Here is a 12270-nt window from a genome sequence, read left to right as displayed (position 1 = left end):
ATACTTCTATATATACAAACTATATTAATCTATCTATATTCCTATCTATACTTCTATATATACAAACTATATTAATCTATCTATATTCCTATCTATACTTCTATATATACAAACTATATTAATCTATCTATATTCCTAATAGTTTATTTACCTGGTCGAGAAACTGAAGTATATAAGTAATGGCACAGTGGACAATTAAAATTTAACTAATATTCCTGGTTGCAATAGTGACTGAATTATCATAGTTTAATGGATCTGATTGTATATCATCTATATAGCTTAGTATTGTTGTTAGTTCTTCATACAGTCCCTTATTCTGTGCTACAGTAGTTCTTAAGTCTTTTGACACGTTTAATAGGCTTCTCAATGCTTTAGAGAAACCAGCCTTTTGTTCTTTAATACTTTTGACCATGCCAAATACACGTTGTATAAACACTTTTTTAAGCGCTATAAACGTTTCTGCATATCTTCCTTTACCTTTTGTGTATTTAACTAATAAACCTTCTTTAATTGCCTTTTTAGTAACCTTATCTAATACAGATCTAGCCATGCCTAATTCTTTAGCAATAGCTGTAGTTGATCCTTTCATAAATACTTTATCAATGTCTGTTCTTTCTTCTAAATACTCTTGTAAATCTCCTAGTCTTTCATAATAGTGACTGCGCTGACGTTCTTCTCTAGGCTTTGCGTGTTTATAAAAGCCATTCACTGCTACAAAACTATTGTTATACATTACTTCACCATTGCTAAAGGCTTCTAATAGGTTTTCAACGTGAAACCTACTAGGCGCTTTATAATTACCTCTAAATGCACTTCTAATTGTTTTACTAAATTCATTATTTGATAAAGGTTTAGCGAAACGACTATTTAAAGGTTCTAATATTGCTTGCGTTTGATCAGCAGTATCACCAATTGATTTATAATATAGCGCAAGAGTGAATACAGTATTGTTTCTACCAATACCATAGCCTACTGAAGTTATATCAGCTTCATTCATTAAGAAATTAACCCAATCAGGCGTGTTATTACTGTTCACAACGCCTAAAACAGACTTTAAACCATTAAATTTTAAATCATTATTCTTTGAATATTCTTTACTCCATTTCATTAATTCACTACTTGAAATGTATCTATTTTCAAAATGTCTAACATTGTTAGTATTAGGCAATCTAAAGAAGCCCGTTGATACACAATGTTTATCGACAGTTAAATATTCGCTTTGATTTAATGAATGTATTAATGACTGGTGAATACTTTCAGCTACGTTCAAAGCTTTCTTATTGGTTTTAGAAGGATAGAATGGCGTATCTAATATAAAGTACAAATGCCAACCTCTAGGCGTTTTCACATACATATTAGGCATAAAGTTTTGTGTATTATTTGTACAACTCCAAATTGATAATTGAAAAACTAATTCAGCAAATTCATAATCTTTGTCTATATCGATTACAAATGTATTAATTTGTTTAACATTCTCTTTTGTACGCTTACATAATGAACCTGTATCTCTATCTAGTTTTAATGAATGATAAGGGTTTGGTGTCCAATGTGTGTAATTATCAGCACCATTTACAAGTGTTTCTTCAGAACTTACCACATGACCTTTACCAGCTACCATCATTTCTTTACTATTAGTTACTGCAACTCTACCTGATCTATAGTTTGCAGGTCGTGTCGCTTTCCAATTATTACGCTCTAATTTACTATATTTTGACTGGTTATATTTATATTTTTCTATGCTTCCATGCATAATAAAATCATATATTTTATCTAAATCTATAGTTTTACTTGGATTAAACATAAAAAATTCCTCCTTAAAATGTGTTTGTTTCACAACATAATAAGAAGAAATTTGTTTACTTATATATATATCGTCTATATATACAATATATATGTTGAATATATACTCTATATATGGACTTATATATATTAATTTGTTTACTTTTGTAAACGTCTGCTATATAATCATAGGTGTATTGTCTACTGAATAGACAAACACCTTAAATCAAATAGCAATCTTCTTATTAAGTTGTTGTAACTTCCTATTATGTTGTTACTTCTTATTAAGTTGTTACTTGGTTATTAAGTTGTGTTTACTACAATTAAATAAAGTGAATTCCTTCTTAATAAATAGCTTCTTCTTATTAAGTTGTTGCTACTTTTTATTGAGTTGTGTTTGCTTCTTATTGAGTTGTGGGTCGTACGAATCATATTGACAGTATGATTTGTGCAAACAGCTAATTGACAGTTAGCTGACAGAAAATATCTTATTGACAGTAAGATATGTTTATCGTATTTCAACTATGAATTTAAAACGGGAATTTTAAATAATTTGTGAACTCGTCCATATGGGCGAGTTTTCTTATTACTCTTTAAATACTACCGAAAACACTGATTTAAAGCAATATTTCTTAATAAACAAAAAACCAGGCAACGATAACGTTACCTGGTTTATAGATTAATTCTATCTTTTTGATTAACTATAATTACAATACGTGTTATAATTATAGTTAATCAAAGAGGTTAGAAGTGGTCTATACGTTAGGTTAGTAACGTATCGTTAGTTTGTCAGGTGTTTCCAGCACCTTCAAAACATTTCTAGCTTCTTTTATTTTTTTATTACAATCATTATAACGCTATTTAAATGCGCTTACAACTAATTATATAAGAATATTAATAAAAGGTGGATACTTCGTGTATGCCACCTTTTTTCTTTATAGCTTGCCTTTGCTCTCAATGTTATCTAAAGCATTTTCTAATATTAAGTTAACTAGGTTTGTTTCAGCACCTTTTGGCTGATCCTTACATAATTCTCTCAAGCGTTTAATTGAACTAACTTTAATATTCCAGCCTTTATATTTCTTCTCTGTTTCTTCTCTGTTTAAAACACTTGCCAATTCACCTTTATATTCAACATCATTTTTAGGCGAATTATTAACTACATTCTCAACGCTTTTATGTTCTTCTGTGTTAGATTCATGGTTTACCGTACTAGCAACATTTGATTCTTTAAAGTCATTATTTTCACTATCATTAGATCTTTTTCCTAAAGTATCTTCAAAACTCATACGATTTTGAACTCTATCATCTCTAGCCATATTGAACGACCTCCATTATCCAGTTATTGACTTAATTGTATCACAAATGATACATATACATCAATATATATATGTACATATATATATTCTATATAGTTAAAATATATACTCTATATATACTATATATATAGAGTGTCTATATTAGTTATTGCTTATGATCTATTTCTATAATTTTTTTTGCGATTTCTTTATAGTTTTTAACAGCATCTAAATGTTTGTATTCATCAACTAAAACTGCTGGTTGTCTATACATTAATGGTGCTTCACCAACTTTAATAGTATGAGGTATTTTTTCTTCAAAGACATCAATTTTACGTTGCTGGGCAAATTTATATAAATCTAATAAATTAATTTTATGAAGATTTGTATTTTCTCTGTACAATGTTACCAAAATACCTTCTATGTTTAGTCCTAGATTAGAAGTCTTTTGAATTTTTTCTACTCGATTGATAAACCTTTGAATAGATCTCATTGAGTACACACTAGGGTGATAAGGTACGATAATTCTATCTATATAGTTTAGAATATTGATCTGCACAACTTCCATAGAAGGAGGGGCATCTACAAATATATAATCAAATTGATCTTCAATACTTTTTAATCGATTTTTAAGTACGTGTAAGATTTCTTCACCCGTCCCATGTTCCTGTAATATATCCATTGTAAAATAGTCCATATCATCATTGGCTGGTAATATATATAAGTTGTCAGTTACATCTGAAACTTTATAAATAACATCTTCAGCTTTAGCTTCACCCATTAAGACATCATATATAGTGTCTTTGAAATCATCAGGTCTATAACCAAAACTTAATGATTCGTTGCCCTGCGCATCCATTCCTATAATAGCTGTCTTATAACCTTGCTTTGCTATTTCTGAAGCGATATTAGTAACTGATGTACTTTTACCTTCGCCACCTTTATTTGTTGAAATCGTATATTTAATTGCCATATCCAAATTCCCTCCTTATTTCAATAGATCATCAAACCTGATATTCTCTCTCGCTTTTTCTATGATTATACTATAACATATTTTTAGTAAACTTGTAAAGTTTTTTAGTAATAAATTACTTATCGCTAACCTTATTCATTAAATCTACAATCGATAAATTTAAATACTTACTTAATATATATAAGTTTTCTAGTTTGATTGTACTCGCTTTATAGTTACCATTTTCTAAAGCTGATAACCAGGTACGCGAATAATTTAAATCTCTTTCTATTTGTGTCTGTGTCACACCTTGCTTTTTTCGTTCATATTTAAGTGCCTGCGCAATGGAATGTGTAAAATCTTTTGCTTCTTTTTCCCATTGATTTAATTTTTCTTGTTCTAACATAAAAATACCCCTTATGATTTATTGAATAGCTTACAGTATAGAGTAAATTATACAGTTAATAGTGAAATCAATAAATCAATAGCATAGTTATAGTTTTTCGGCTTCTATGAGGACGATTCTGACAACAGTTACGCATAACAACCCACAAAATTTTATCTCGAAGCGCCTGAGGGCTTATCTCAGAACTATATTTTTTACTTTTTTAAAAAATTGTGATGTATAATCAATTAAAAAGGTGATTTTATGAAATTAAATTTAGTTGCACTTATAATTCTACCTATTATGGTTGTATCGTTATTTTTAGGTTTTTTATTATCTAATATAGATTCTTCAAATAAATTAGATGCTTACTCAATTGCAATATCATTCATAGGTCTATTTGCTACATTCGGTGGTGCATATTTAGGTGCTAAAAAATCAGGTGATATTGCTTATGAAAGAGATAGACGAAACGAAGAAATAAGAAAGGAAAATGATATTGAAAAAATTAAAAACATTATTTTGATGAATAAATTTTATTTAGACGGAATTTATCATCTATTTATTGATCTTTATTTCATTGATGAAAATATTAAGTTCCTAAGTATATTAAAAAACAAGAGGTATGAACTTTATAATGAACAAAACCACCCAATCGACTTAAAAAACAATAAACATATTCACTTCTTGAATGAATATGTAAATGATTTCAACACTACAGGGTTTTATAATAAATATAATAATGTTATAAATGACATCGATTTATTCATAAATATATTACATGACATTAGCTTTGAAATGAAAGACTTTTCAAATGCTGAAAAGAACACAATATACAAATTAAAACAAGTTTTACCTAAATTTAAAACATTCATAAGAAAGTCTAAAAGTGGTCATACTTATTATTTTGATATACCTAGTGAAGATTCAAAAAATGAATTAAAATCAATATTTTTAGATTATTGTTTATTAATAATTGATGTTCAAGAAAAAATACTCAAATCATCTATATAAGTTTATGCTTGATGACCTGCAATTTTTTTTGAATTTGAAATTAACGTACCACTTTTAGACAAACTAGAACCTCTAAAGACAATATCTTTTCCATATTTAAACCTTATAGGATCTAACTCATTTTCAATAATTTCTGCTTTAATTTGTTTAGGATCTTCAAATAAAGATAACTGCTTAATCTGATTAGGTATAAAATGACCAAATGAAATTGCTATCGTTCGATATAATCTATCATTTTCAAGTCGATCAGATAAATAACACCATAACTGATTAATGATTACATAAGAATTTTGATACCCTGTTTTATTAGTAAACTGTTTTCTTACACCCCCAGCATCAGCATAGCCAACACTAACGGTTATTCTTGTGGGATATAATTGTTGATTTCTCACGCGATAAAATACTTCATCTACTTGTTCACTTAATACTGTTTTAAGTTCATGTAATTCATAATCTCTCATTAATATTTGAGATTTCCCTAACGATTTATTCTTTGTGATATGTGGCTTTCTCATAAAGCTTTCATCAATGCCATTGGCATGTAAATGTAGATCTACGCCAATAATACCGAAGTCCCTTTTTAAATATTCAACGGGATAATTAGCTAGATCGCCAATTCTAAAAATACCCTTCTTATTTAGTTTTGCTTCAGTACGTTTATTAATACCCCACATTTTTGTTAAGGGTTCAATATGCCATAGCTTACCTGGAATATCTTCATATCGCCATTCTGCTATACCTTCACTTGTTTTTTTAGCTTCTAAGTCCATTGATAGCTTTGATAACAACATATTAGATCCGATTCCTATTGTACTGAATATCTGTGTTTGTTCGTAAATTTCATTTTGAATTAGGTGCGCAAACTCGTAAGGTGTTTCACAAAATAATTTATAGGAATTTGTAATATCCAAAAAGTGCTCGTCAATTGAATACTGCCAAAAATCTTCAGGTGCAACAAAGTTTAAAGCTATTTTGCTGATCTGCGTTGAGATTGAAATGTACTTTTTCATAGAAGGGTTAATAATAAATATGTCATTGCGTTGTGGTATTTCATACAATCGACTGCCTGTTTTGATACCTAGTTTTTTTAGTGGTGGTGTAGAAGCAAGCACAACTGAACCTGGTCGTTTTGTATCACCTACCACAGCTAATTTAGTTGTCATTGGATCTAACCCTTTTTCAATACAAGATACTGAAGCAAAAAAACTTTTAAGATCAATACATAATATATCCCTTTCTGTGCAAACACGGTAATCATACATGATAAGCACCTCAATTCACCCTCTAAAATACGAACGTATGTTCGATAAAAGTATAATAAAAAACACACTTAAACGCAAGTTTAAGGTGTATTTTATCGTTTGAGTTTTGCGTTATTTCACTTGATGATATACTTATAAAGTCGCCTATCTCTATGGCGCAATCTGTCATAGAGGGGAGGTGTTTATAGTGACTATTACTTTTATTCATATCATTGCACCCATTATTTGTGGTTGTGCAATCGCGTACTTTTCTCATTGGCTGGAGAATCGTAGAAAAAAATAGGTGACATCAGATCAGCCAGCACTATAAAACCCCCTTACTACGCCACATAGTAAGGGGGTTTGGTGTTTATCTATGACTATTACTTTTATAAACATATTATAACACCTATGATATGTCATGTCATGTTAATCAGTAATTAACTTAATGAACTTTCTTTTCCCAATTTGTATAATCATATTATTTTTAATTTGTATAATCTGATTAACATTATCAATCTTTACTGAATTAACTTTAATACCATTATTATCAATCATATTTCTAATTTGGGTTTTTGATGGCAACAAATTTAATTGGTATACCAATTCTACAATATTAATAGCTCTATTGCCTGTCCAACTGTATTCAGGTATATCTTCAGGTACAAGATTTTTTTTGAATATATTATTGAATTCTTTATATGTATCTTTAGCAATTTCATTATTGTAGTAGATTGAAACTATAGTCTCTGCTAAATTCATTTTACATTCTTTAGGGTGCAGTGTTTGCTTTTGTAAACCTAATTCTATTTCATTTATTTTATCTATATCTATAGGTGTTAATAATTTAAAATATTTAACAATTAATTCGTCAGGTATAGACATCAATTTGCCAAACATATTAGTTGGCGTATCTTCTAAAGAAATATAATTCCCTTTAGATTTTGACATTTTTTCTACACCATCTAAACCTTCTAACAAAGGTAATGTTAATATTACTTGTTTAGATTTTTGGTAAGATTCTTGTAAATGTCTACCCATTAACAAATTGAAATGCTGATCAGTGCCACCAATTTCAATGTCGCTTTCTAAAACAACTGAATCATAGCCTTGCATTAATGGATAAAAAAATTCGTGTAATGATATTGGTAGATTATTACGGTATCTATTTTCAAAATCATTTCTTTCAAGTAATCTAGCTACTGTAATTTTTGAGGAAAGACTTATAGATTCTTCAAAGTTCAATTTAGAAAACCATTCAGCATTATAAAACACTTGTACTTTATCCATATTCAATACTTTTCTAAACTGATCAAAATATGTTTTAGCATTTTTCTTCACTTCTTTTTCGTCTAGTTGTACGCGTGCTTCAGACTTACCTGTAGGGTCACCAATTCTAGCTGTAAAATCTCCAATAACAATCTGAATAGTATGTCCATAATCTTGAAACTGCCTTAATTTGTTTAAGACTACTGTATGACCTAAATGTATATCTGGAGCAGTTGGATCAAGCCCCAATTTAATTTTCAATGGTTTTTCACTAGCCACAGAATTTATAAGTTTATCCCTAAACTCATTCTGTGGAATAACATCAACTGTACCACTTACTAAATTTTTAAATTGTTTTTCAAAATTTTCTGATTTTTCAACTGACAATACTTTATCTGACATGTTTAGACAACTCTCTTCGCTATAAATTTTTCTATTACTCTTACTGTGCCTTATAAGAGGTTATATATCCGATGGTATTTAGTTATTATAACAGTAAAATTATAATTCGTGAGAACAATTAAACAAATATACTCTATAAATTATATGAATAAAAATACAATTTATGAAAGTCTTGAAAATGGTCAAAGTATTGATAAATATAGCCTGTATATTTTATGTATACTCAAAAACCAAATAAAAAACGCTAAAGCCTAATTTAAAGGCATTTGGCGTTTTAATTTAGTTTACATAATGGTCATTAGAGGAAGTTGAATTGTATATCATATACATTATGAACGTTCTGTTGTATTGAAAAAATCATCTTCTCTTTTTTGTTTTACTTTTAAATCTACTTTTGATTTTAAAGCTTTTATATCATCGATATCAGATTGATATAAAGACATTTCTTTATCTTTAATTTGTTCCTTTGTGTAGCCTAGTTCCAGTAATGAAACGTTGATATCATCTATTAAATCTAAGCGTTCTTTTTTATATACTTCACGCATTGATAAAACAAGACCCACAACAGCTAGTATCATACCGATAGCAAGCATAATACTAGGGTCATTTTTTATATTTAGAATTGTGAGTGATAGACCAACTACCATTAATACCATACTTAATAACAGTTTTTTAGACCGTCTATTTCTCATATAAATTACTCCTTTGTTATGCTTATAATTTTTATTTGTATAGTTTATCTGATAATCTTTTTAAAAATTGTTGAATCTTTTCATTATTATATAGATATTTAAATAGTATGATATTAGAAAAAGGTAAAATTAAGAAAAGAAAAATTGTAATCGCTACATAATATGACAACCTATAATCAGCTAATATTACATTCTGAAAGTAATTCCCATTGTACATTATCAGACCTGTGATTATAACTACTATTGTCATACTATATATAAAATTCAAAAAAAGAGTATTTACTATTTTCAATTTTCTTTCCCCCTTTTGTTTTATTGTATGCTTATTAACACAATACATAGCTTGCTATAATCTTTACATATCAAAGACTCATTTGATTTGATGTTATTACTAAACCAAGTATATAAAAAACAATTCCTACTACTATTCCTATTAAAGCAAATAAACCTAGCTTTTTAGACAACCTTACAAGTGTATATGCGCTGGTATCTAAAAAACCAAACTTTGTTTCTAACCCAAGCAAAATTCCAAATACCAACCCTATAACTAAAGTGAAGCCCATAACAATATTACCTATCATAAAAAAGAAATTACCTAGAAAAGCCAATAAATCATCAAACATCAAAACACTCCTTTACTTCATTATAAAAATTATAATTTATCTTAACCTTTTTAAATGATTTTATATATTCAAAAGTAGTTCACTAATTCCTGAAATTGCTATTTTTCCTATGTGTACACCTACCAGACCTATGCCAATGAATAACCCTATTTTAGCAAATATACTTTTTTCATTAAGTTGTTTATTTAAATTCAATAATTTCGGTGAAATATTGTATTTAATTTCATGTTGTCGAGTGTCATCTGCATTTGTATGAACTAATCTCTGACCTCTTACTTTTTTTGAATCTATAACTATATCTATAATGAAAGCTAATATTATGTATGCTATAGAAACAAATAAAATTAATACCCCGACTGCAAAAAATATATTTTCAATAATATTCACATTCAATCCCCCTTTTAATAAGCATCAAATTGTAGTTCGGTAGTTCATGAATAACGATTTGCTTTAAAAAATTAAATTTGCAATGATTTAAAACGCTCTTTAGTAATATAAATCTTTAATTCTCTTTGATAGAAGTTCATCAAATCTTTATCTTTAATTTTAATAGGATATAAAGGGATAAAACCAAACTTTTTATATCTAATATTTACTTTTGCTTGAGGTATAGATATACCCTCTCTTTCACCAGATCGGACAAATACTATTTGACCTGGTAATAATTCAATTTTCCCAAAAGTATACACCAACACAAAATTATTTCTACGATTTTTAAGTATATGGTTAATATTTCTTATAGTAACGGTTTTAAGTGAGGTGTTTCGCATATCGTCAACGTATTGTAGAATCTGTTGTTTTCGCTTTATATTAAACAATATCATGATGAATATAATTAACATGATTATAAATATAAACATCGTCATAATATCCCTTCTTTCCTAATATAAGGTTATCACCTTCTTAAATTATATTATATTTGATTTACTCAATAATGTTTATTTTATGTGTGTGTAGCTTGTCACCATATTTAGTAGGTTCATTGTCTAAAACTAAACGCCCTTCTTCTGTGTGTTCTTCATCTAAATTTAGTCTGACGTTATAGCCTAAACTTCTTTGCATTGTTTTAAACTTACTATATTTTTTATAGTCAATTACACCTCTATTATTCGCAATTCCTAATTCTTTTAATTCCGTTACATTCACATTTTTTCTTTTTCTATTCATATATATCTACTCCTTATATTGTGTGTATAAGCGTTAGGGCGTGAGGGTGAGGTCGATAAATATATCATTCGATGAGTTCATCAAGTGATTTTCTTGATGGACGAAACTGAATGATATATTTATCGGACGAGGTCTCACGCCCTAACGCTTTATTGCGAGGTCGGTTTTAAATTTTTCGGTGAGGTTATCAAGTGGTTTTCTTGATAGGCGAAACTGAAAAAAAATTTAAAACCGGACGAGCCGGCGACCCCGATTTCTCGAGGTCTTGGACTTTACAAGTTTTCTATTATTTCTGTTATATCTTCGCTTACTTCTAAATGCCCCTCTGTTGCCATACTATAATAATCATTTCCTGAAACGATAACACTATCAAGAACTTCAATTCCTAATATGCTACCACTTAGACTTAATTTTTTACTTGTCGTTATATCTGCATTACTTGGTATTGCATTTGATTGTGACGGGTGATTGTGTGCGAAAATCACACTTGCACAATTATTGTGTATTGCTGCAAAAAATGATGCCCTAATATCAACAATTGAAGCCATTAGTCCTCCAATATGGACTGTGTGAACGCAAGTTACAACATTACGACTATCTAAACCAATCATAACAAAATGCTCTGTGTGTAAAAATCCAATATCAAACAAATCATTTAAAAGTGTTTTAACGTCCTCTGGACTTGATACTTCAAATTTTTCAACTTCTGTTACCTCATAAGATGCCGTAAATTTTACAAAATTCATTATATAGTTTTCTCTCATTTTTCTAACCCCTTTATAACATTGTATTATCGTAAACAATTCCGTTATCTATCGTATAATCTTCTTTTACAAAACAACCACTTTCATTTGCTACTAATCTGATTTTTAACCCTAATTCTTTTGTTAGTAATTCAAGATTAGTTAAATCTGTATCTGTGTATCTTGTGTAATAGCCTTCTTTTAGCATGCTAGTTGTTGCAGACCATTTACAACCTCCATCTATCCACAAATCTTTTTCATCGAAATACGTTTCATCTGTACGTACCCCACCTAGCTTTTTTTCTTTTTCACCTTTGAAATATAGTGCCAATTCTTTCATTGCCGATTTATCGCCACTAATATAACTGATGTGATAAAAACAAACATTTGCCATATAAAAAACTCCCTTTATGATGTTTAAACGCTTGATAAATTAGCGTTTTGCGACCTGTTACCTCCTTTCTTACTAACAAGTATATCAAATTTTAGTAGACTTGTAAAGTTTTTTAGTAATAAATTACTATTTTAGGGGTTTAAAAAAGCTTTTTCAATCGTTCATTAAAATCTTGTAAGGAAGCTAAAAATATCATTGGTTGGGTTGGTCGGTTTAAAATTTTTCGGTGAGGTCATCAAGTGGTTTTCTTGATGGACGTAACTGAAAAAAATTTTAAATCGGACAAGTCAACCAATGATATTTTTTAGGTG

At 28.9% G+C, this 12270-nt stretch carries 15 protein-coding genes; 2 read left to right on the top strand and 13 right to left on the bottom strand.

Going from position 1 to position 12270, the window contains the following annotated elements; all coding sequences use genetic code 11:
- Nucleotides 1-202 precede the first annotated feature (202 nt).
- The 4 genes from LQ679_RS14545 to LQ679_RS14530 all read right to left on the bottom strand — a co-directional run bounded on the left by LQ679_RS14545 (nt 203) and on the right by LQ679_RS14530 (nt 4435).
- The gene (locus LQ679_RS14545; protein ID WP_239763560.1) at nt 203-1801 is read right to left on the bottom strand and encodes a primase C-terminal domain-containing protein; all 1599 of its coding nucleotides are present in this window, start codon (nt 1799-1801) and stop codon (nt 203-205) included.
- 913 nt (nt 1802-2714) lie between these two features.
- Nucleotides 2715-3098 carry a hypothetical protein gene (locus tag LQ679_RS14540; RefSeq protein WP_239763553.1) on the bottom strand — a complete coding sequence of 128 codons (384 nt, stop codon included), beginning with the start codon at nt 3096-3098 and terminating at the stop codon, nt 2715-2717.
- A 145-nt stretch (nt 3099-3243) separates the two neighbouring features.
- Nucleotides 3244-4050, bottom strand: a complete 807-nt coding sequence (locus LQ679_RS14535; RefSeq protein WP_198054567.1) for a ParA family protein — start codon at nt 4048-4050, stop codon at nt 3244-3246.
- A 115-nt stretch (nt 4051-4165) separates the two neighbouring features.
- Nucleotides 4166-4435, bottom strand: coding sequence for a helix-turn-helix domain-containing protein (locus LQ679_RS14530; protein WP_239763551.1), 270 nt, complete (start codon nt 4433-4435; stop codon nt 4166-4168).
- 243 nt (nt 4436-4678) lie between these two features.
- Here LQ679_RS14530 and LQ679_RS14525 point away from each other — a divergent pair, with 243 nt between their 5' ends.
- A complete protein-coding gene (locus LQ679_RS14525) occupies nt 4679-5428 on the top strand; it encodes a hypothetical protein (protein WP_239763549.1) in 750 nt (249 codons plus the stop codon).
- A gap of 2 nt (nt 5429-5430) precedes the next feature.
- On the opposite strand, the gene LQ679_RS14520 is transcribed toward LQ679_RS14525, so the two are convergent.
- On the bottom strand, nt 5431-6690 hold the full coding sequence (locus LQ679_RS14520) for a Y-family DNA polymerase (RefSeq protein WP_239763547.1): 1260 nt from the start codon (nt 6688-6690) through the stop codon (nt 5431-5433).
- 178 nt (nt 6691-6868) lie between these two features.
- On the opposite strand from LQ679_RS14520, the gene LQ679_RS14515 reads away from it, so the two are divergent.
- The gene (locus LQ679_RS14515) at nt 6869-6973 is read left to right on the top strand and encodes a type I toxin-antitoxin system Fst family toxin (RefSeq protein ID WP_345772998.1); all 105 of its coding nucleotides are present in this window, start codon (nt 6869-6871) and stop codon (nt 6971-6973) included.
- Between the two features lie 125 nt (nt 6974-7098).
- Here LQ679_RS14515 and tyrS read toward each other — a convergent pair whose 3' ends face one another.
- The 8 genes from tyrS to LQ679_RS14475 all read right to left on the bottom strand — a co-directional run bounded on the left by tyrS (nt 7099) and on the right by LQ679_RS14475 (nt 11959).
- On the bottom strand, nt 7099-8340 hold the full coding sequence (tyrS, locus tag LQ679_RS14510) for a tyrosine--tRNA ligase (protein ID WP_239763545.1): 1242 nt from the start codon (nt 8338-8340) through the stop codon (nt 7099-7101).
- Nucleotides 8341-8669: 329 nt separating this feature from the next.
- Entirely contained in the window at nt 8670-9032 is a 363-nt protein-coding gene (locus LQ679_RS14505; protein WP_239763543.1) for a hypothetical protein, read from the bottom strand.
- A gap of 362 nt (nt 9033-9394) precedes the next feature.
- Nucleotides 9395-9655, bottom strand: a complete 261-nt coding sequence (locus LQ679_RS14500; protein WP_239763540.1) for a hypothetical protein — start codon at nt 9653-9655, stop codon at nt 9395-9397.
- Nucleotides 9656-9715: 60 nt separating this feature from the next.
- Nucleotides 9716-10042 (bottom strand): hypothetical protein, encoded by a 327-nt coding sequence (locus LQ679_RS14495; protein WP_239763536.1) that lies wholly within the window; start codon nt 10040-10042, stop codon nt 9716-9718.
- A 71-nt stretch (nt 10043-10113) separates the two neighbouring features.
- Nucleotides 10114-10497, bottom strand: coding sequence for a hypothetical protein (locus LQ679_RS14490; protein WP_239763533.1), 384 nt, complete (start codon nt 10495-10497; stop codon nt 10114-10116).
- A gap of 82 nt (nt 10498-10579) precedes the next feature.
- Nucleotides 10580-10822: a hypothetical protein gene (locus LQ679_RS14485; protein ID WP_239763530.1), complete on the bottom strand. Its 243-nt coding sequence runs from the start codon at nt 10820-10822 to the stop codon at nt 10580-10582.
- A 272-nt stretch (nt 10823-11094) separates the two neighbouring features.
- Nucleotides 11095-11568 carry a JAB domain-containing protein gene (locus LQ679_RS14480; RefSeq protein ID WP_239763527.1) on the bottom strand — a complete coding sequence of 158 codons (474 nt, stop codon included), beginning with the start codon at nt 11566-11568 and terminating at the stop codon, nt 11095-11097.
- 31 nt (nt 11569-11599) lie between these two features.
- Nucleotides 11600-11959, bottom strand: a complete 360-nt coding sequence (locus LQ679_RS14475; protein WP_239763524.1) for a hypothetical protein — start codon at nt 11957-11959, stop codon at nt 11600-11602.
- Nucleotides 11960-12270: the final 311 nt, after the last annotated feature.

The organism is Mammaliicoccus sp. I-M35 (genome assembly GCF_022386455.1).
GTDB lineage: Bacteria > Bacillota > Bacilli > Staphylococcales > Staphylococcaceae > Mammaliicoccus > Mammaliicoccus sciuri_A.
This window is presented reverse-complemented; position numbering and strand designations above follow the sequence as displayed.

Bases quoted from the DNA above. Each gene is read 5' to 3' on its own strand.
- LQ679_RS14545 (WP_239763560.1), bottom strand. From the start codon at position 1,801: ATGTTTAATCCAAGTAAAACTATAGATTTAGATAAAATATATGATTTT.
- LQ679_RS14540 (WP_239763553.1), bottom strand. From the start codon at position 3,098: ATGGCTAGAGATGATAGAGTTCAAAATCGTATGAGTTTTGAAGATACT.
- LQ679_RS14500 (WP_239763540.1), bottom strand. From the start codon at position 9,655: ATGTTTGATGATTTATTGGCTTTTCTAGGTAATTTCTTTTTTATGATA.
- LQ679_RS14485 (WP_239763530.1), bottom strand. From the start codon at position 10,822: ATGAATAGAAAAAGAAAAAATGTGAATGTAACGGAATTAAAAGAATTA.
- LQ679_RS14475 (WP_239763524.1), bottom strand. From the start codon at position 11,959: ATGGCAAATGTTTGTTTTTATCACATCAGTTATATTAGTGGCGATAAA.
- LQ679_RS14535 (WP_198054567.1), bottom strand. From the start codon at position 4,050: ATGGCAATTAAATATACGATTTCAACAAATAAAGGTGGCGAAGGTAAA.
- LQ679_RS14525 (WP_239763549.1), top strand. From the start codon at position 4,679: ATGAAATTAAATTTAGTTGCACTTATAATTCTACCTATTATGGTTGTA.
- tyrS (WP_239763545.1), bottom strand. From the start codon at position 8,340: ATGTCAGATAAAGTATTGTCAGTTGAAAAATCAGAAAATTTTGAAAAA.
- LQ679_RS14505 (WP_239763543.1), bottom strand. From the start codon at position 9,032: ATGAGAAATAGACGGTCTAAAAAACTGTTATTAAGTATGGTATTAATG.
- LQ679_RS14490 (WP_239763533.1), bottom strand. From the start codon at position 10,497: ATGTTAATTATATTCATCATGATATTGTTTAATATAAAGCGAAAACAA.
- LQ679_RS14530 (WP_239763551.1), bottom strand. From the start codon at position 4,435: ATGTTAGAACAAGAAAAATTAAATCAATGGGAAAAAGAAGCAAAAGAT.
- LQ679_RS14480 (WP_239763527.1), bottom strand. From the start codon at position 11,568: ATGAATTTTGTAAAATTTACGGCATCTTATGAGGTAACAGAAGTTGAA.
- LQ679_RS14520 (WP_239763547.1), bottom strand. From the start codon at position 6,690: ATGTATGATTACCGTGTTTGCACAGAAAGGGATATATTATGTATTGAT.